This window comes from Arthrobacter sp. TmtSoilC48 (assembly GCF_059739425.1).
This window is the reverse complement of sequence record NZ_AP046049.1, coordinates 2,124,081-2,144,320: the sequence shown is the minus strand read 5'-3', so window position 1 is coordinate 2,144,320 and position 20,240 is coordinate 2,124,081. Positions and strand designations below refer to the sequence as shown.

17 protein-coding genes are annotated in these 20,240 nt (G+C 60.0%); 3 read left to right on the top strand and 14 right to left on the bottom strand.

Going from position 1 to position 20,240, the window contains the following annotated elements; genetic code table 11:
• Positions 1 to 65 precede the first annotated feature (65 nt).
• From AC6I97_RS10095 to AC6I97_RS10045, 11 genes are all read right to left on the bottom strand, one after another.
• Complete coding sequence (locus AC6I97_RS10095; protein WP_497947024.1) at positions 66 to 1,478, bottom strand: peptidoglycan DD-metalloendopeptidase family protein; 1,413 nt, start codon at positions 1,476 to 1,478, stop codon at positions 66 to 68.
• 55 nt (positions 1,479 to 1,533) lie between these two features.
• Complete coding sequence (gene ftsX, locus AC6I97_RS10090; protein WP_224164730.1) at positions 1,534 to 2,448, bottom strand: permease-like cell division protein FtsX; 915 nt, start codon at positions 2,446 to 2,448, stop codon at positions 1,534 to 1,536.
• Complete coding sequence (gene ftsE, locus AC6I97_RS10085; RefSeq protein ID WP_216924001.1) at positions 2,445 to 3,209, bottom strand: cell division ATP-binding protein FtsE; 765 nt, start codon at positions 3,207 to 3,209, stop codon at positions 2,445 to 2,447. The genes ftsX and ftsE overlap by 4 nt, the downstream gene beginning before the upstream one ends.
• Before the next feature lie 179 nt (positions 3,210 to 3,388).
• On the bottom strand, positions 3,389 to 4,504 hold the full coding sequence (gene prfB / locus AC6I97_RS10080) for a peptide chain release factor 2 (protein WP_224088033.1): 1,116 nt from the start codon (positions 4,502 to 4,504) through the stop codon (positions 3,389 to 3,391).
• A gap of 78 nt (positions 4,505 to 4,582) precedes the next feature.
• Complete coding sequence (locus AC6I97_RS10075) at positions 4,583 to 4,993, bottom strand: pilus assembly protein TadG-related protein (protein WP_497944814.1); 411 nt, start codon at positions 4,991 to 4,993, stop codon at positions 4,583 to 4,585.
• 70 nt (positions 4,994 to 5,063) lie between these two features.
• Positions 5,064 to 5,525, bottom strand: a complete 462-nt coding sequence (locus tag AC6I97_RS10070; protein WP_497944813.1) for a hypothetical protein — start codon at positions 5,523 to 5,525, stop codon at positions 5,064 to 5,066.
• Between the two features lie 73 nt (positions 5,526 to 5,598).
• Positions 5,599 to 6,012, bottom strand: coding sequence for a TadE family protein (locus tag AC6I97_RS10065; RefSeq protein ID WP_497944812.1), 414 nt, complete (start codon positions 6,010 to 6,012; stop codon positions 5,599 to 5,601).
• A 36-nt stretch (positions 6,013 to 6,048) separates the two neighbouring features.
• Positions 6,049 to 6,291 (bottom strand): hypothetical protein, encoded by a 243-nt coding sequence (locus AC6I97_RS10060; RefSeq protein WP_497947278.1) that lies wholly within the window; start codon positions 6,289 to 6,291, stop codon positions 6,049 to 6,051.
• 84 nt (positions 6,292 to 6,375) lie between these two features.
• Complete coding sequence (locus tag AC6I97_RS10055) at positions 6,376 to 7,317, bottom strand: type II secretion system F family protein (protein ID WP_497944811.1); 942 nt, start codon at positions 7,315 to 7,317, stop codon at positions 6,376 to 6,378.
• The gene (locus AC6I97_RS10050) at positions 7,314 to 8,171 is read right to left on the bottom strand and encodes a type II secretion system F family protein (RefSeq protein WP_497944810.1); all 858 of its coding nucleotides are present in this window, start codon (positions 8,169 to 8,171) and stop codon (positions 7,314 to 7,316) included. The genes AC6I97_RS10055 and AC6I97_RS10050 overlap by 4 nt, the downstream gene beginning before the upstream one ends.
• Complete coding sequence (locus tag AC6I97_RS10045) at positions 8,171 to 9,394, bottom strand: TadA family conjugal transfer-associated ATPase (protein ID WP_497944809.1); 1,224 nt, start codon at positions 9,392 to 9,394, stop codon at positions 8,171 to 8,173. The genes AC6I97_RS10050 and AC6I97_RS10045 overlap by 1 nt, the downstream gene beginning before the upstream one ends.
• 285 nt (positions 9,395 to 9,679) lie before the next feature.
• Here AC6I97_RS10045 and AC6I97_RS10040 point away from each other — a divergent pair, with 285 nt between their 5' ends.
• Positions 9,680 to 12,409, top strand: a complete 2,730-nt coding sequence (locus AC6I97_RS10040; RefSeq protein WP_497944808.1) for a GH25 family lysozyme — start codon at positions 9,680 to 9,682, stop codon at positions 12,407 to 12,409.
• Positions 12,410 to 12,655: 246 nt separating this feature from the next.
• Positions 12,656 to 14,002, top strand: coding sequence for a hypothetical protein (locus AC6I97_RS10035; RefSeq protein ID WP_497944807.1), 1,347 nt, complete (start codon positions 12,656 to 12,658; stop codon positions 14,000 to 14,002).
• An 84-nt stretch (positions 14,003 to 14,086) separates the two neighbouring features.
• Here the strand turns inward: AC6I97_RS10035 and AC6I97_RS10030 are convergent, their stop codons facing one another.
• Positions 14,087 to 14,623, bottom strand: a complete 537-nt coding sequence (locus AC6I97_RS10030) for a hypothetical protein (RefSeq protein ID WP_497944806.1) — start codon at positions 14,621 to 14,623, stop codon at positions 14,087 to 14,089.
• Between the two features lie 86 nt (positions 14,624 to 14,709).
• The gene (locus AC6I97_RS10025) at positions 14,710 to 15,429 is read right to left on the bottom strand and encodes an Rv1352/Rv1906c domain-containing protein (RefSeq protein ID WP_497944805.1); all 720 of its coding nucleotides are present in this window, start codon (positions 15,427 to 15,429) and stop codon (positions 14,710 to 14,712) included.
• Positions 15,430 to 15,746: 317 nt separating this feature from the next.
• Between AC6I97_RS10025 and AC6I97_RS10020 the strand changes: the two genes are divergently transcribed.
• The gene (locus tag AC6I97_RS10020) at positions 15,747 to 19,193 is read left to right on the top strand and encodes a chitobiase/beta-hexosaminidase C-terminal domain-containing protein (protein ID WP_497944804.1); all 3,447 of its coding nucleotides are present in this window, start codon (positions 15,747 to 15,749) and stop codon (positions 19,191 to 19,193) included.
• 87 nt (positions 19,194 to 19,280) lie between these two features.
• Here AC6I97_RS10020 and AC6I97_RS10015 read toward each other — a convergent pair whose 3' ends face one another.
• Positions 19,281 to 20,237 carry a glycosyltransferase family 2 protein gene (locus tag AC6I97_RS10015; RefSeq protein ID WP_216924011.1) on the bottom strand — a complete coding sequence of 319 codons (957 nt, stop codon included), beginning with the start codon at positions 20,235 to 20,237 and terminating at the stop codon, positions 19,281 to 19,283.
• Positions 20,238 to 20,240: the final 3 nt, after the last annotated feature.

The following is a 20,240-nucleotide window of genomic DNA, read 5'->3' as shown; positions in this document are numbered from 1 at the left end:
ATGCGGATTTCAACTAGTGTACGCCAGAGCCCGCAGGCCCTGGCTCCTGATGCATGGACCGGCTCCTAGAGGAGGGTCATCGGATCCACTGCGGCGCCGTTCAACCAGGTTTCGAAGTGTGCGTGGCACCCCGTCGAGTTACCTGTGCTGCCCGAGTACGCAATGAGTTGTCCCTGCGATACTTGCTGCCCATTGGCCACCACAATGCTGCTGTTGTGGTAATAAATGGTCGTCAGGGAGTTGCCCTGCACCACACCGTGGGACAGCTTCACGCGCCATCCACCGCCGTCCGCCGAGTTCCAACCAGAGTTGAAGACAGTACCGGCAGCTGCAGCATAAACAGGAGTGCCGCAGGCTGCGCCGAAGTCGATGCCGGTGTGCATGTAACCACCCGTGCCGTAGAAATCGATGGTTCCGGGCGGAGTTGCCCGCCAGCCGAATCCTGAGGTGATGGGTACGTAGCTGGCGAAGGGGTGCCGCAAACCAAAGGCGGAAGGCGAACCCACCGGCGGAACATACGGTTGCTCGGGGGGTGCAGGCCTTCCTTGCGCTGCTGCTGCGGCGGCCGCAGCAGCAGCAGCCTCCGCGGCAAGCCGACGCTGCTCGGCCTCCCACGCCTCCCGAAGCTTGCGGTCCCTCTCGACGATTTCGGCTGCAACAGAGTCCTGTTCGGCCTTCACCCGGGCAAGATCGGCTTCAATGCCAGGCTTGGCGGCCTGTAGTTGCCCATTCAGGCGGGTGGTGTCCTCGATAAGCTTGTCGACTTCGGCTTTCTTGCTGGCAGCCTCGTCGCGCGCAGCCTTCTCCCGCTCAAGCGCGGCGTCGGCTTTGGCCTTCAGGTCCTGGATCTCAGCCTCGACGGCGGCCAGCCGGGCCTGGGAGTTTACGTTGCTGGCATTCTGTTGCGTCAGCTTGGTCATTGCTGCGTTCTGGCTGCGCATTGCCTGATCAGCGAGGTCCATGGAGTCTGTCAGGCTGCCGGACTCGTTGGATCCGAAGAGCAGGGCGATGTTGGTGGGCACGCCGCCGGATTTATAAGCCTGTGAGGCGATTTGGCCGATCAGTTTCCTGGTATCGGTGATCTTCTGCTTGTCGCTCTCAAGCTGCTCAGTGATTTTGGCCTTGTTCTGCTGGGCGAGCTCCACCCGGGCCGCCAATGCCTCGACTTCCTTGACGGCACTGGCCACGCGGCCCTGCGCTTCGAGAAGTGCCTGCTGGGCGCCCGGGAGTCGACCTTGGTAGATGACCAGATCGCCCGCGGCCTTGGCGATCTTCGAGTCCACAAACTCCAGGGACGCCTGGACGCGCGCCGATTCGGCCTCGAGCGCAGCTTGCTGGTCGTCCAGGCTGTCCCCATGGGCCGTAGGTACACCGGACAGGAGGCTGACCGCGAGGCCCAGGGCGAGGACGCCACCAAGAATCCTGGCTTGGCCGGACGCAAGGCGCCGACGCAGCGAGTTCTGGTCCAACGTGGTCATCATGAGTCCTTTTCGCTTGTCAGCAGAGTTATTCGCAGCCGCCCGTCCTTCATCACTAAACCTTCAAGTAACGCCGGAGGGTCAACAAGGAGGATATCCCGGCCAGGCCGCCGCCGAGCGCAATCAGCACCGGTGCGATCACCAGGACCTGCGTCGATGAGATGAAGGGAGTGTTAAGGAATTGCCTGGACAGATCACCGTTGAGCCAGAAGTGTGCCATCAGCCACAGCGTCACGGAAGCCAGCAAGGCGCCCACAACAGCGGCGATCACGCCCTCCAGGATGAACGGCAACTGGATGACTGTCTTCGAGGCGCCCACCAAGCGCATGATCCCCGTTTCCCTGCGCCGGCTGAACGCCGAGAGGCGGATCGTAGTGGTTATCAGAAGCACAGCGCAGAAGATCATCACTGCGGCCACACCCATGGCGGCCACAGAAGCGCCGTTCATCCAGGAGAAAATCCGTTCCAGTACCTGGCGCTGGTCACTGACCGTCTCAACGCCGGGTTGCGAGGAAAATGTTTCGCTGATGATCTGGTACTTCTCGGGGTTCTTCATGTTGATACGGAACGAGGCCGGCAACTGGTCCTCAGATACGGAATCAACGATGGGCGAATTGGAGAACTGCTCCTTGAAGTGTTTGTAGGCCTCGGCTTGGGATTCGAATTGGAAGTCGTTGATGTACTGCTTGACTGCCGGAGACTCCAACATTGCCTGCAGATTGTCCTGCTGTTCCTTGGTGGCAGGCCCAGAGGCGCAACCAACCGCCGTCGAGCCATCGTTGCAGAGGAAGACAGCAACCTGGACTTTGTCGTACCAGTAGCCCTTCATCTGGTTGATCTGCATCTGGAGCATTCCCGCTGCGCCAACAAATGTCAGGGAAACAAAGGTCACCAAGACGACCGAGATCACCATGGACAGGTTGCGGCGCAGGCCGCTGCCGATTTCCCCGAGGATGAAAAGGAGCCTCACAGCTGTGCCCCCTGCGCGCGGTTGAGTTCCTCGCCACTGGCGTCCTTCAGCCGCCGCGATTCACCGACAACCGGAATCATGGACGTGTACAGTGCCTTCGCTTCGTCGCGGATGACCTTGCCATTCTTGAGTTCCACCACGCGGCGGCGCATTTCGTTAACGATGTCGTCGTCGTGGGTAGCCATGACCACAGTGGTGCCGTTCTGGTTGATTTTGTCCAGGACTCCCATGATTCCCATGGACGTAATGGGGTCAAGGTTTCCCGTGGGTTCGTCAGCAAGGAGAATGCCCGGGCGGTTGACGACGGCGCGGGCAATCGCAACGCGCTGCTGCTCGCCACCTGAAAGTTCGTGGGGCATCCGCTTTTCCTTGCCCTCAAGACCAACGGTCTTCAATACCTCAGGAACCGTCTCCCGGATGATGGAGCGGCTTTTGCCGATGACCTGCATGGCAAACGCAACGTTCGCGAAGACATTCTTCTGCGGGAGAAGACGGAAATCCTGGAAGACCACACCGATGCCCCGGCGAAGCTTGGGCACCCGCCAGCTCGAAATATTGGCCACGTTCTGGCCGGCAACGTAAACCGAACCTGAGGATGCTTTGTCTTCCTTGAGGATCAATCTCAGGAAGGTGGATTTTCCTGACCCTGAGGCGCCCACCAGGAAGGTGAATTCACCACGGTTGATCTCAAGGCTGACAGAATCGAGCGCCGGTCGGGCATTCTGCTCGTAGACCTTGGTGACATTCTCAAATCTGATCATGGCCCTTTAGAACCCCGCCGGACATGACGTACTCGCCCAGTCCAACAGCCGGAGCGCGGGCTTTCGATGGGGGAAGTGAGAGCACCGGCCACTCGACTATACGCACGCTGCAGCCGGGATTCCGGGGGTTTCGGGGGCGTGTCGTGGAATCGGACGTCCCCGGTACGCGGACTGAGGCCCTAGCTGGCAGCGTTACGGTTGCCGGTGCGCCAACGGATACCGGCGTCGATGAAGTCATCGATGTCGCCGTCCAGGACAGCCGAAGTGTTGCCTACTTCGTGTTCCGTGCGCAGATCCTTGACCATCTGGTACGGATTGAGAACATAGGAACGCATCTGGTCTCCCCAGGACGCCTTGACATCGCCGGCCAAGGCTTTCTTTTCGGCGTCCTGCTGTTCCTTCTTAACAAGCAGCAACCGCGACTGGAGCACACGCAAGGCAGCTGCCCGGTTTTGAAGCTGCGACTTCTCATTTTGCATTGACACCACGATGCCCGTGGGAATGTGCGTCAGGCGAACGGCGGAGTCGGTCGTATTGACGGACTGGCCTCCTGGCCCTGAAGACCTGAAGACGTCTACGCGGATCTCGTTGTCGGGAATCTCGATCGAATCGGTCTGTTCAATCAACGGGATGACCTCGACTGCGGCGAACGAAGTCTGCCGGCGGCCCTGGTTGTCAAAGGGGCTGATACGGACCAGTCTGTGTGTGCCCGCCTCGACACTCAGGGTGCCGAATGCGTACGGTGCCTTGACTTCGAACGTGGCGGACTTCAGGCCTGCTTCTTCAGCATAGGACGTGTCCATCACGGTAGTGGGGTAACCGTGACGCTCCGCCCACCGCAGGTACATACGCATCAGCATCTCGGCGAAGTCGGCAGCGTCAACGCCACCTGCTCCTGCCCTGATGGTCACTACGGCTTCCCGTTCGTCGTACTCGCCGGACAACAGCGTGACGATTTCGAGCTCGGCGAGGGCTTTGCGAATCGAATCAAGCTCTTTGGCGGCCTCGGCCATTGAGGCTTCGTCGCCCTCGTCCTGGCCGAGCTCCACCAGTACTTCGAGGTCGTCTATCCGGGAGGCCAGTTTGGACAGGCGCTCCACTTCGGCTTGCCGGTGGGACAAGCGCGACGTCACAACCTGCGCCGATGCGGGGTCATCCCAAAGGTCCGGCGCGCCAGCCTGCTCACTCAATTCGGCGATTTCTGCCTTCAAGGCATCAACATCGGTGACGTTCTCGATGGAACTGTAAGTGGCGCGAAGCGCGCGGATTTCTGCGGGAAAATCAATCTCAGCCATGGTCTTTCCAGCGTACGCTATCAGCCGCACTCCCCCGACTGGGTCCCGTCATTACGTCCCTATGATTGCGTCATGTCGCTATTGGGTCAGCCGGGATCTGGCACTTGATCTTGCTTCAACGGGGATTCCCTCAGGCAGCAGGAAGGTGACCAAGGGCGGATGGGCGATGGCTTTTAAGACCACCACCGCTGTACCACCGGGTGAACTGCCGGTTTCAGGAGAAACTTCCAAGTGATCGTGCAAGGAGAAGGCTTCGCTGTCTCCCAGGTACTTACTAACCGCGCCCAGCACCCGCTCGTCCACGAGCGGGGCCGAGGGCGCGATGCTTCCTTCGATGTCACCCACCACGTAGGAGTCTGCAGCAGCAAGTGCTGCGCCATCAGCCAAGGACAGAAGTTTTTTGTGCTCCAGGTAAATCGCCGAAGTAGCCATCACCACAGCGGCCAACAGGAGTGCCAGAAGTACGAACCCCACGATCAGCACGGTCATCTGGCCCTCTTCCTCTTTGCACGATATCCGCCCCATCGCCATCTTTATGGCCGCTCTTCGCGTTGACGATTCACTTAAAGCGGCCCACGACTTGCGTGGCAGAGGCATTGAGCACGGCAGCGTCCAGATGGAGCGAGTCGCCAAACGGAACCATGGGCAAAGGGACAGTCAGTCGAACCCAAACTGTCACTGCCGCACCTGCCGAAAGGCAGTCTGCCTGGTCGCACGTGATCTCCATTCTGGCGGCTTGCGCCGGGTAGCCGTAGTCCTTCAACGCCACGAGGACGCTCTGTTCTGCGCTGGCCCTCGCGAGGGCGGGTTCAGTTTGGGAAACAAAGACCTTGGCCGCCTGATCCGCCGCACCCACCACTGCGAAGGATCCGCCTTGGATCTGGCCCACGGTTACCAGGAAATAGACAACCGGGACCATGAGCAGCAGTGCAAGGAACGTAAACTCCACGATGGCACTGCCACGTTGCCTTTCGACGTCGGTACCCGCTGTAGATATGTCTTGATATGGTCCGGACGCCAACTGCCAAGCCTTGTTCAGCCGGTGCCTGCAACGATTCCCTTGAGAAGCAGTAAACGGAGCCGCAGCCGGGACATCAGTTTGAAAGGGCAGCATGTCCAGTAACCTCCATGACTCCACGCGGTCCGATAAGCCCCACTAGTGGCATAGGCGCCCTCACGGTCACTTCCAATGCCCGGATTCCATCCAGATTCCTTTCAGCGGTGGTCACATCAGCCGCGAAATCTCCATTAAGCGCCGTCTCGATCAGTTCGGACGTCCTCGCCTGGGCGTCCGTTGCCGTTCGATCCGCAAGGGTTGCATATCGCGCTCCGGACGCGGCGGCATCAATAATCGTGTTTCGGACGTGAAGGACGAGCGTGAGTTGAATGATCGCCATGAACAGCAACGTCAACAGGGCAGCAATCATCACGAAATCGATAACTGCGGAACCTCGTTCCGCACTTTTAGGTGCACAGGCACGTCGAAATGTGCAGGGCAGGCAGAGCATGTGAAGGTGCCTGTGGGAACACGCCTGCCCCATCTCCTAGCTGCCCACCTTGGCCATGGCCTGCGTGAAGAGGTCCGCCAATGCTGGCGATGCAATCGCCAGGAGCCCCGCGACCAATATTGCGGACATTAATGTGATCATCACCCACCCGGGAACGTCCCCGCGCTCACGGTGTTCCAGCCCTGACGCCGCATTACGCGCCATCACAGCGACGGTCCACGAGAAAAAGGGCCAACTCGTCGTGTTACCGGCAGAAAACGATCGTCCATACTTCTTCATGATTTTTCCTCAATGTTTGTTGGTATTGCTGGCAATGAGCGATAAGTGGATGGAACTAGCTGGTCAAGGCGCCGCGTTGTCCCGTCAAAGGCTCAACTGCAAGGCGGCAAGTGCTGGAAACGCTGCGAAAATGACCGTTAGTGGAAGGACTCCGAATACCAGGGGCACCATCATGCCGATTTCTTTTCGACCGGCTGATTCCATCAATTCCCGCTTCGCAGCGTCGCGGACATCGGCAGCTTGTGCCCGAAGTACATCGGCCAACGGAGTCCCCCGCTCCACGGCCACAACCAATCCGTCAACGAATCGGACGAGGGGCGGCAGTTCTGTTCGGGAAGAGAACGCCTCGAGTGCATGTACCAGTGACTTTCCTGATCTCGTATCGGCCAGAACCCCACTGAATTCCTTGGCGAGCTCGCCAGTGGAGGTACGGGAGATCCTGTCCATCGCACCCACTGCGCTCTCTCCGGCGGCGACTGCCAGTGCCATGAGTTCGGCAAGGCTGGGAAATTCCGCGAGGATCACCGATTCGCGGCGCTTGATCTTTTGGCCGAGCACGAAATCGCGGAGAACGTATCCACAAAAGGCAGCCCCGATTACCGACACCAATGAGGGAAGCGGGCTGAATCGTCCGGAGGCAGCACCCAGCCCTACGCCGATCACGGCAAGCAGGAAGCCACCTGAAGCCCACACCAGTTGCTCCGCCCGGAAATCCAACACGCTTTTCGCGGACCCGGCTCGAGCGAGTCTCTTTCGCAAAGCTGGGCCGCCACTGTTAAAGCGGGACAAGTAGCCAATTCCGTCCTGGATAACGGGGCGGAGAATGCGTTCCAATGGTCCAAAGGGTGTCAGATTATGCGTAGGCGCCCGAAGAAGGCGCGACTCCAGGTTCTGCAACTTAAGCTGCGGGTGGATGCGCTCTGCGAATGTCCGGCCACGCATGAATGGAAGCCGCACCAGGATCAACCATGTCCCTGCGCCCAGGAGTAATCCGAGGAGTGTGGCGGTGGCAGTGGAGATGCTCATCGCAGGACCCGCTCATCTTCGGGTAATGCCCCAATGCGCAGCATGACTGTGTAACACAGAACCGAGACAAGAAGACCGCCGAGCAGCACAACAGCCCCGATTCCGGAGTTGTAGGCAAGCATGGCTTCAGGTCTCCCGGCCATGACCACCAAGACTATCCAGGGCGCTGCGACAGCAAGCCTGGCACCATTGACCGTCCACGATTGCCTGGCCTCGAGTTCGCTGCGCGTCCGGGCGCTTTCCCGAAGAAATCCGGCCAACGTACCCAACAGGCGCCCGAGGTCGGAGCCGCCCACTTCCCGGGTCATGCGAAGTGCCTCGATGATCCGGTCAGCCACCGGATCTGCCAGGCGGTCCTTGAGTTTGTTTACCGCCGCATCGAACTGCCCGCCCGACCTATAGTCGGCACCAAAATCCAGGAACAGGCTCCGCAGTTCGTCCGGCCCGTTGTGTCCAAGCTGGATCAAGGCCTCCGGCAAAGCCAGTCCGGCGCGAATGGCGGATCGGAGATGGTCAACAACATCGGGCCACAGCTGGCGCAGGGTGGCACGGCGTTTCCGCGCCCGCCGACGCACGAGTCCAAAAGGGATCCATGCGCCAAAGATTCCGAAACAAAGGCAGACGGGCAATGACGCGGTCACAACGAAGAACAGGAGCATGGCGATGACTCCGCATCCAGCGCAACTGAGAAGGAGGCCGGCACTAGTGACCTTTTCTATGCCTGCCGAGAGCAAGAGAAGTTCCAGCCGTCGTGGACGGGGTTCCCTGGCCCGGGCCTCTGGCGGATGCTCCCAGGTGGACCACCAGATAAGTAAGGCTCCACCGCCGCAAAGGATCCCCAATAGCGGGGCCATCAGTTCAGCTCCAGCAGCGCGGCCACATCGAAACCAGCCACGGCAAACTTTTCGACCGCCGGCATGGAGTTGGCTTTGGGCTGTAACTGCCCTTCAAGCATGCGAAACACCACCGAGGATTCGATGACCCCGTTTTCCACACGGCGTCCCAACGACAGGATTTCGGTGACCTGCCTGCGCCCATTGGCCTGCCGGGCACAATGCACCACCAGGTCAATGCACGAGGCAACTGTGGGAAGGACGAACGCGCTGGAAATGTTCGCTCCTGCCAGTAGAGGCAGCGTGCAAATCTTGGTGACGGCGTCATGGGCCGAATTTGCATGGACCGTGCACATACCGGGAAGTCCGGAATTCAACGCGATCAGCATGTCCAGGCTTTCGGCTTCGCGGACTTCGCCAACCACCAGGCGGTCAGGCCTCATGCGCAGGGCTTCCTTAACGAGCCTTCGCAGTGGAATTTCTCCGTGACCTTCCAAGTTCGGTTGCCTGCATTGGAGACCCACGACGTCACGCAGAGGGAGCTGCAATTCAAAAATCTCTTCAACGGTTACAACGCGCTCACGTGAGCCAATGCTTGCTGAAAGGCAGTTCAACATGGTGGTCTTCCCTGCCTGGGTGGCACCGGAGACGAGGATGTTGAGTCCGCTTGCAACCGCTGCACCAAGGAACCTGGCAGATTGGGGTGTGAGGCTTCCCAACTCGACGAGATGTTCAAGCCGGTTCGCCCTGGCGATGAACTTTCTGATGTTGACAGCCCAGTGCTTCCTGGTCACGTCTGGAATGGCGACATGCAACCGTGACCCGTCCGGCAGGGCCGCATCCACGAACGGCGACGACAGGTCCAGCCGCCGCCCCGAACTCTTGAGCATCCGTTCGACGAGGTCCCGGACTTGCTGCCCGGTCAGGGTGATTCCCGTCAGCTCGGACTCTCCATTACGCGCGACATAGATTTCGTGCGGCGCGTTGATCCAGAGTTCCTCAATTCCAGGATCATCCAGGAAGGGCTGAAGCGGACCAAATCCCGCTACGGCGTCAAAGACGTGCCTGCGGGCGGTGTCCAGATGTCCCAATGGCGGAAGGGGTCCAAGGAGAGCCCTTTCGTCATAATCGTTGACCGCGTCCTCAACCAGGCGTCGGACTTCCGCGGTTTGTTCGAAGGGGTCCAAGCCGCGGCGTCTGATAAGTTCGCGGACCTCGCCCTCTACAATCCCAACGGCCTCCATATTTCCCCCAAAACCTTCGCGTCCGTATCCGAGAGGCGTATCTCGAATGACCTACGCTATGGGAGCCACTCCCAGGCGCCAAGTCCTGCTTAGGCGGTTGTGGATAACTATTGGAACAAGAGTCCCTTCAGTATCGTCTGTACCACTAGTCACTCCAGTTTCGGAATGTTAGGGTAAAGCCCGTTAGGAGCTGGCCTTTGGTCCCATGCGCAGGCGCCCGCCCCGGAGCTTGTCAGCAAGCCACACCATGCGCCGCTGAGCCGCGGCACAGGGCCGGAATTGGATATGACAAGAACCCCCGTAGAGTCGGTCCGCCGCATGCCGTATGCAAGGACTGGAATCGCCATTTGCCTGGTCGTCCTTGCGGGGACTTTTCCCGGCATTCCTGCATGGGCGGAGGACTCCGGCCCGCGCCCTGCTCCCGCGCCCATCGCTGCGCAGACGCCGCCCGCAGCGGGGTCGCTCGTTCCATCCGGTTCCGGGGGCCCCTCGAACAGCGCCCCGACGGACAGCGCCCCGACGGTGACCAACCAGCCGCAGACGCCCCCCGCCGTCGAACCTTCACCTGCTGTTGCTCCACAGCCGGCCGTGGGCCCCGCTGTGGACGATCCAGCTGCGCTGCCAACCGCCAAAGCAATGCCTGGCAACGCTCCGGACGCCGAGACCATGAAGGCTGCAATGCGCGCCGCAATTCCGGCTGGCGGGGCAGAAATGGGTCAGCGCTCGCCCAGGGTCATGGCGGCAAAGCAAGGCAGCGGAAATTCCGGGCCTGCCGGCGCACGCACAGTGGGACAGGTGGTGCCGATGGACGCCGATCCAGGTCACTGGAGGCCAACCATCGGCATCCAAGGACAGGACGTCAGCGCGCACCAGGGCAACGTCGACTGGCAGAGCCAATGGAACGAAGGATCCCGCTGGGCTTACGTAAAGGCCTCCGAGGGCAACTATTACCTGAACGAAAACTATGCACAGCAATACAACGGCTCCCGCAACGCCGGCATGGTTCGCGGCGCCTATCATTTCGCCATCCCCAACTGGTCTTCGGGTGCGGACCAAGCGAGATACTTCGTGGCAAATGGCGGCGGATGGACAGCGGACGGTTACACACTTCCTCCTGTCCTGGACATCGAATACAACCCCTACGCCGGACGGACCATCAATGGCTTCTACTTCGGCAACACGTGCTACAACATGTCCAAAGCACAGCTTGGGCAGTGGGCTGCCGATTTCGGCAATACAGTCAAAGCCCTCACGGGGCGCTTTCCCGTCATTTACAGCACCACTGACTGGTGGAATACGTGTGTAGGAAACTCTACGTTCGGGAGTTACCCGCTCTGGATCGCTTCGTACTGGAACAACCCCACGAACTCTCCTGGATCCTTGCCCGCCAGCTGGGGCAACTACACCATGTGGCAGTACAGCAGCACCGGGCCGTTCGAAGGTGATTCCAACATCTTCAACGGCAGCTACGATCAGCTGAGGACGTTCGCCCGAGGCGCCTCAGCACCCTCCAACCCATCCATCAAGTCCGGTGCCGATCTCCTGGCTACAAGCTCAACCGGCAGGCTCGATGTATTTCCGGCCGATGGAAGTGGCCGGATAACTGGTCCATTTGCCATCGGTTCGGGGTGGACCGGCGCAAAATCGCTGTACGTCGTCGACTGGAACCAGGACGGCGTCCAGGACATCCTTTCCCAGTGGTCCGACGGAACATTGAAGGTCTTCCGGGGTGCTCCCGGCGGCAGCTTCTATGCTCCCATCCAAGTCGGTTCCGGCTGGCAGGAGATGTCCCTGACAGTGGGCTGGTGGAACTCCAGAGATGCCTATCCGGGCGTTATAGGACAGGACTATCTGGGCAATCTCTACCGGTACCCCAACACAGGAGGTGGAGCGCTTGGGGGTGGCGCCTTAATTGGGACAGGCTTCAGCGGCCACCAGCTGAACCAGATCGACTTCGATGGCGACGGTAGTCAGGACGTCGTCACGCGCACTTCTGACGGCACCCTTCGCCTGTATCGTTCGAATGGCTTGGGCAGCTTCCTCAACCAGTCCGCCCAGGTGATCGGTTCCGGATGGAATGGCATGACGTCGGTCAGTTCAGCCATCGGCTTCAGCGGCGCCGGCTCCCAGGGACTGCATGCCCGCACCGCCAATGGTGACCTTTACTATTACCCGGCCGTCGCGGGTTCGTGGGGCGACCGGAGCCTCATCGGACTGGGCTGGGATGACGCGGTCCGGATCAGCGACGCTCCACTGGATGTTGAGACAACACTGGGCATCGACCAGGAGGATGTGGTCGCGGTCCGTACCGATGCCAACCTCTACCGCTATCCCGGCACTGGTACCACTGCGCTTCTGCCGGAGGACCTCATCGGAACAGGGTGGGCCGGCCTGAAGGCCGGGTTCGTCACGGATTGGAACGGAGACGGCGCCCTGGACATTGTGGCGCAGTGGGCAGACGGCCAGCTAAACGTCTACCCGGGCAGGTCAGGCAGCGGTTTTGGGGCTCCCATCGCCCTCGGCAGTAACTGGAAGGACTGGACGCTCAGCGTTGGGACATGGAAAAAGGCCGATGCACATCCCGGAATCGTAGGGTACGACTCCACGGGTCGCCTTTACTACTTCAGCAACCCCACCGGAAAGACGGTGTCCACCGGTATAGCCATCGGAGTCGGTTGGACTGGCTTGGACATAGTTCAAATGGACTTTGACAAAGACTCCAATGCCGATCTCCTGGCGAAAAACGCAGCGGGCGATCTGAAACTGTACCGTTCCAACGGCACCGGCAATTTCGTGCAGGAAGCTGCAGCGGTGGTCGGAACAGGCTGGAACGTCATCACTGGTTTCGGTGCCATCCGCGGATTTGCCGGAGCCGGCTCCAGCGGTGTCATCGCCCGGACCACCGTAGGCGAGCTGCGGTACTACCCTGTGGGTTCAAACAGTACGTGGGGAACACCAACACGGATCGGCACAGGCTGGAATTCCCTGACGATTCTGGCACCAGCGGCAAAATAGTACGCAGACAGTCCACTTCCGGGGGCCCTTTCGTGGAAATCTTCCACGAACGGGCCCTCCGTTGTTCCCGGCGGACTGCGGGGTTCCGACGGCGATAAATATCGGCCTGGAGCGGCCTAAATTGCTGGATCACATGGTCTAATGAAGGTGGTCTCACGTATTGGCTGTTCAGCGCTTTCGGGATATGGACTTTGTTTGGGGGCAGGCAAGGATCACCCATTGCGCACAATCAAGGAGTGATCTTTTATGGCGTTTCGAGTTGGAACTGCAAGCGCTGACATTACGCCGTCGCTGAGCACCAATCCGTATATGGCCGGATATGGCACCACCGATGGCGGACGCGAGGCCACCAGCAGTTCGCCGTTCGAGCCCCTCTATGCCCGGGCCATCCTCATCTGGGAAGACGCTCATCCCCACATCATCATCTCGTTGGACGTTCTGGCACTGCCCCGGGCCATGCATCAACGGATCCGCAACAGGATCATCCAACTCGCGGCTTGGTCCAGCAGCGACATCCTGATCCAAGCGACGCATACGCATAACGGTCCCGCACTGATCGACACCTTGCATCCCTTCATGGCCTACGGACTGGCAGATTTAGGTTTGATCCGCTCGTACAGTGACGACCTGGAAGACGTTGTCGTGAATCTTGCCCAGGAAGCCTTGGATGCCGATGAAATTGCAGTGACTTTCGACTACAAAGTCTCAACACAGAATTTTTCCGCGAATAGAGTGGGGCTTCCCTATACGGAAACGGCCGTTCCCATTCTCGTGGCCAGGCGCGGCAACGGCACACCTGCAGCTGTGATTTTCAGCTACGGATGCCACCCCATCAGTGCAGGTTTGCGCACGCTGTTTGACGGAGATTTCGCAGCAGGTGCCTGCAATTACATCGAGAACCGTAACCCGAATTGTTTCGCCATGTTTGTGCAGGGACCCGCTGGGGACCAGGACCCGGGCGGAGTCCGGAGTTGGGAGCTCAGGGACCAGCATGGAGACGCCCTCGGCGCGACCGTCAATTCAAGCATGCAGTCGGCCGGCCGGGCACTCAGCGGCCCGATGGTGACGCGGTACCAGGAGGTCCAGCTTCCGTTGGACATCACAGCGACGGCCAGCAACCTGGCTGCCGTGCGTGCCGCCTATGTGGCCCGATTGGGGAACCCGGATGGCCAGCCACAGTGGTACCAGCGTCACGCCCAGGTAATGATCGGACGCATCGACAGCAATAGCTACAAGACCGCGGTGCCCTCCCCGTTCCAAGTGTGGAAGTTCAACGGAAGCCCCCAGCTGAAGATCGCCATGATCGGCGGCGAACTCGTCAGTGGATATGGAGCGTATTTCCGGAATCGCAACGGCGGAACCAATGGCATCATCGTCGGCGGATATGCCAATGAATCCTGCTGCTACATACCAAGCAATGAATTTTTTCCACCCAACATGCCACTCGGCAGCTATGAGGGTGGCTGGGAGCCGGATTACCCGGGAATTGCTGGTGGTTCAATGACCGTCTATGGACACCTTGCCCATTTCAAGGCTGGTACGAATGGCGTGGAAACCACACTTATCAATGCGATGAATACTTTGCTTGCCTGAGGCGACTGACACTATAAAGGCGCGGCCCCCAAGGGGTCCGCGCCTTTTACTTTCCAGTTGATTGTGCACCAGGCACCCATGCTGCTATCCGGGCACTTCCGTCTTAAGCCACTTGGTGAGCACAGCCGCCTGCGGCGCCAGCGGCGCAAGTGTCAGGGCACCTTTCACAACAGGAACCCCATACGCTCCGAGCGAGCCTGCGAGTGTCCTGGGGTTGGTCCGGGTACAGGCTTTGATAATGCGCAGACAGAGAGCAGAGGCGTCGCCGGGAGCGGCACCCGCTGCAAGGGCGGCATTGACCGCGGCTGTCTCCTCTGCAGTCAGGATATGTGGCCCATTCCCGACATAGTCGACCTGGCAGTCAGTGACGTGCATATACCGGGTGGATGCCCAGACTTCGTCCAGGCTCGAGAACTTGCCTATGAGGCCGCCATCGGCCGCCGTACACGTGAATTGGTAGCGGGTCAGGGGTTCCGGACGTTCCCGGGGGATTTTGTCGTCGTTCGCGACCACAGGCGCCATATCAAGTGCCGCTGGTTGGGAAGTATCTACATTGGTTCCTGAGCAACCGGCCAAGGCAATAGCTGCCACGCCGAACTGAAGAACACTGCGCCTGCGCATGTCCACCGAGGGATCCCCACTTCATTCGGATGCTCCCCAGCTCCGCATGCATTGGTTATTCGCCCCAAGCCGTCTCCGGCTGCGTCTTAGTACATCTTCCCCCAAATTCCGCATTTGTCACTAGTAAAGTTTTGGCCGGCAGCAAGATCGACGCCTTCGCCCGCTGCTGGAGGTCCTCCCTCGGCGGCAATGGCACCGCGCGCGTCCGTTACGGACCACCTGCAATCTGCTGCGGACGGGCCTTGCTTGACGACTTGATATTTGCCGGGTTGCACCGAATCTCCAACAGCGTGGCTGCCATCAGCCATCCTTGTGCCATCGGCCCACGCTGCGATGATTTTGCCCTGCGGCGCGTCCGGGCAGAGTGAGGCCGCTGCAAGCAACGTCCCGTGCCCGGCTTCCTCAAAACCGCCCGGCCCGCTTTCATCACTGACCCGCGTACAGAGGCGGAGGACGTCCAACATCACTGCAAGTCCGTCATCGTCGCCCGCTCCCTGGGGTGCCGCCGTCGAAATTGCTTCTGCCTCCCGGGGAGTTGGCTCGAATGGCTGCGGTCCTGTGTAAGTAACTTCGCAGGAGCCCATCCGCGTGTAGTTGGTGGCGGCCCAGACCTCGGCGAGACTCGACAACTGGACTTCCGGGGAGGCGTCAAGGCTCGTGCATCGATAGGCGTAGCGGCCAGGTTCATCACCGTCGCCCAAGGGCTCGCCGTCACCTGTGGTGCCACTACTGGGAACCGTCGACGGCGACTGGCTGGGCTCCGCCGTCGCACTGGTGGTTGCGGTGGCTGTTGTTGTCGACGACATACCAGTTCCCGGGGGTAGTTGGGGCGATGGAGTACAGGCGACCAACAGCATCACCATCGGCACCACCATCGGAAACAGTCTGCGCATTCTGACCTCCACCTCAATCGTGCGGGGCAGCGCATGTGCGGTCAAGGTATGTGCGGTCAAGACGTCGGGAAAGGCGACGGTGAAGCAAAAAAGCGTCCCACATCAAAAGTACCTAGTGACAAATGTGAAAATTGGGGGAAGATGTACGTAGACGCAGCCGGAAACGGCGTGGGGCGAATAACCAATGCATGCGGAGCTGGGGAGCATCCGAATGAAGTGGGGATCCCTCGGTGGACACGCGCAATCGCAGTGTTCTTCAGCTTGGTTTGGCGTGTCTTGCGTTCGCCGGTAGCTCAAGAACATCTCATGGAAACTCCCATCCCTCCGCGCTCAGCGGTCTGGTTGGAGGACGGCATCGCAAGAAACTGACCGCACTGATCGCCTCGGCGAGCCTGGCTGCGGCAGCGCTTACAGGTGTGTTCACAGCAGGGGCTGCCAACGCCGACCAAGCCCGCCAAACCATCGCCGTGGGACTCACAAAGGCTGCTGGTTCGGTAGTGGACCCGGCCGGAAGGATCTGGGTCTCGGACGCGCGTGCCGGATTCTGCCGGGTGACCGAAGCCGCGGGCGCTACACCAGGCGGCCTCGAATCAACTACCTGCCTCGGGGGCACCCTGACTGGCCATAAAAAGGGGCCCGCCTTGGCCGGAACTCCTGCAATGATTGATCCGTCTCCCGCCAATCACGGCTCGGGCGACGAAATCGCGTTCATTCCGGATGCCGCCGTCGGAAGTTCCGAGGTAGTCCGCGCAGTTTGGAAGCCCGGCACGGGCATGTTCGACTATGACAGCCAATTGACCATTTTCGACGGCGACCTCCGTCCGAATGCCGTCAGTGACGGCCCCGATGGCAACATCTATTTGTCGTTTGGCAATGCCCGCTCGATTGTGAAGATCGTGGATCCGACGGTCCTGCATCCGAGCATAGAATCAATAGCTTCAGTCAGCTCAAGTTCCTTGAGCCTTGCTGCCACGCACCGCAACAGTGCCGGCAACGTAGTGGTCTATGTCGCTGAAACCTCGGGACTGACCGTGTTCACGGCGCCGGAGGACGGCGTACTGACCAACTTCGTGCCTAAGCCGCTTTATAACGTGGGCAAACCGACTGCCATCTACTACGACTGGGATTCGCCCCTTGTCCTGTACACGGGAACCGGCGGGGGAACCACCACAGCCGATGCCGGCAAGGACACTGTCTCGCGCATCGACTTGAGCACTGACACCATCGACAACCAATGGGCCCTCGGTTTCAGCAAAATTGGTGGTCTGTCAATGCGCAACGGCAAGCTCCTGCTCATGGAAGACCCGGGTCAGCTGGATCCTGCCAAGCCAACCCAGCAGGGACGATTGCTCACCCTCGGTGGCGTCGTACCTTCGATCGTGAGCGGCCCGACGGCGGCAGACGGAACCCAGGCAGCCAACCCGGCCTTCACCAACGACTCCACTCCTACTTTCACAGTGGCCTCAACGCCTCCGGGCGGCGCCCTTGAATGCAGTCTCCAATTGAGCACCGCAACACCGGTCTGGCAAGTGTGCACCGGTGGCACGTTTACGCCTGCCACCGCCCTGACCAACGGTGCCTACACATTCTCCGTTCGTGCGGCGCCGTCAGGGCTTCCCGTGTCCCGGGCATTCACGGTTGATCTGACCGCCCCCGCCGCTCCCGTGATCACCTCACCCGCGGCTGGAGCAACGGTCAATGGTGCGCCCGTCCTTGGCGTGACCTCGGAGACGGGCACTGTCCTGTCCTGCTCGGTCGATTCCACGACGACTTTCACAGCCTGCAGTAACGGGTACGTCTTCAACCTCAGCTCCGAGGGCCAGCACGTCCTTCGGGTTCGGGCGACAGACATGGCAGGCAATATCAGCACTGTGGCATCGGTGAGTGTCACCACGGATTTGACCGCACCACAGGTGTCCATCAGTTCTCCTGTAGAAGGCGCAACGGTCGGCACCTCGCCGTCGTTCGTCTTTGCCTCGACGTCCACGGATGTTGCCGGATTCAGGTGCAAGCTGGGCGCAAACGCCTTCACGGCGTGCACATCGCCAAAGTCATACACCAACGTACCCGGTGGCACTTTCACATTCGTGGTGGAAGCGCGGGACAATGCAGGAAACACTTCCACAGCAACCAGGAATGTCACTGTCTTCGCTGCGGACACCACGCCACCTGTGGTCTCTGTCGATCCCGTCGGAGGAACGTACGGGGCAAACAAGACCATCAGCCTCACGGCGAACGAAGCAGCCACCATCTACGTGACCACAGACGGCACGACGCCTACAACGTCCAGTCCTGTCTACTCCGCACCGATACCGTTGACGTCCTCAATGACGTTGAAGTACTTCGCACGCGACACAGCGGGCAACTCATCAACGGTAGCGACGCAGACGTACGTCCTTGACAACACTGCCCCGGTTCTGACGGTTACGCCCGCCGCCGGAGCATACGCTTCTGGCCAGCTTGTCACCATGACTTCCAGCGAACCTGGAAGCATCCTCTACACAACGGATGGCACGACGCCCGCTACCGCAGTTACAGGAAGCACGAAAGCATACTCGAGCCCCTTTGCGCTCACAGCAAACACCACCGTCAAGGCCCTTGCTGTGGACGCATATGGAAATTCTTCTGCAGTCACCACCAACGCCTACACGGTCTTGGACACCACCCCACCGGTGGTCACCGCGACTCCACCCGGCGGCAGTTACCCGGTGAACCAGCAGATCACCCTCACTGTGAATGAAGCGGGATCGAGCATATACTTCACAACCAACGGCACCACTCCGACTGCCACAACTGCCAACAAGTACTCCACAGCCATCACGCTGACAGCCGCGATGACCCTGAAGTACTTCGCAGTGGATCCGTCCAACAACAGTTCGGCAATCATCAGCCAGGCCTACACCGTGACGGCACCACCGGCCAACACATGGAAGGACTACACCGGTGACGCAAAGAACGATGTCGTGGCACGGGACAATGGCGGCACGCTATGGCTTTACCCGGGTAATGGCAGTGGTGGTTGGCTGGCGCAACGTTCGATGGGAACTGGTTGGAACACGCTGAACGCGATCGTTCCCACCAAGGACTTCAACGGTGATGGACGAAGCGACGTCCTGGCACGCGATACCAATGGCGTCCTCTGGCTCTATCCCGGAAACGGGACCGGCGGGCTCCAGCCCAGGGTACAGGCCGGCACGGCTTGGGCGGGCATGACGCTCATCCTCGCGCCAGGGGACTTCAGTGGCGATGGCAAGGCCGATGTGTTGGCGCGGGATTCGGCTGGTGTCCTATGGCTCTACCGCGGAACCGGTACTGGCGGCTTTGCATCCAGCGCCCAGATTGGCACCGGCTGGAACTCCATGACGGCCATCCTGAGTACCGGCGATTTCAACGGCGACACCAGGACTGATGTCCTGGCCAGGGACACGTCGGGAATCCTATGGCTCTATCCAGGCAACGGTGCAGGCGGTTGGCTGAGCAGGGTCCAGGTGGGAAGCGGCTGGGGCGGGATGACTGCGATCCTGGGCCCCGGCGACTTCAACGGAGACGGCAAGAACGATGTTCTTGCACGCGACTCCGGTGGCAACCTCTTCCTGTACCCCGGCAACGGAACATCAGGATGGCTCTCCCGGAGCCAGGTCGGATGGGGCTGGGGAGGGTTCACGTCGCTCCCCTAGCAGCACAGACGTGACCCCGGCAGGAAAGAGAAGGGAGGGCCAGGACGCCAAGCGTCCTGACCCTCCCCCTTTTGTTGCAGGAATTCCCTACGTACGTTCCTTCATGGGATGCATCGTTGGTCTGTTTGGACTTGCCTGTATGTCCAGCTGGAGGGATACCAGCAGCATCTGAACTCCCAGAACAAAGGGCACCACAGCCAACATCACCGATCCTGCGGTAGGAGATCCTACGCTTGCGGCGAGAACCCATATCCCAGCCACGAGGCCCATGACGATAAGTGCGATGCCTGCGATCAACAGAAGAGCCACGGCTGAGAAGGACCAAACCATGTACTTCCACCAAACACGGCGCCAGAAGCCGCCAAAGAGCATGGCCAGCAGCTCGGGGATCACCTTCCGGAGCTTGATGCTGGAAACCTCATTGCCGTAAACAGCAGGAATCGGGACATCCACAATCGGTACATCGAGGATATTCAGGTGAATCAGGAGATCGTTTTCAAAGCTGTAGCGTGCGGCCACCTTATTCATTGGCAGGCGGCGAAGAACTTCCGTCCGGATCGCCGTGTAGCCATTCTGGGGGTCGAAGATGTGCCAGTAACCCGAGGCTAGTTTGGTCATGAACGACAAAACGATGTTGCCAAAGATGCGGTAGCCAGGCATACCGGCAAAAGACTCACCTGAAAAGAAGCGGTTGGCCTTGGCAAAGCCGTAACCATCCACCACGGGATCGAGCAGCTGGGGCAGGTACTCCGGATCCATCTGGGCATCGCCGGCCATCACGACGTTGATGTCGGAGCCCAGCTCCATTGCCGCTTTATGCGCCGTCAGGACGGCGCCACCCACACCTTGGTTGACCTCATGCCGAATCAAGGTGACCCTGCCGTCATCCGCCCGAAGGGCAGCCCCGGACGTGTCGTCCGGGCTGCAGTCATCAACAATGACAATGTCATCGACGAAATCAGGCATCGTTTCGATCACCTGTGCGATGTGGTTCTCTTCTTTATAGGCCGGTACTACCGCGGCAATTCGAACGCCTCGATACATCGA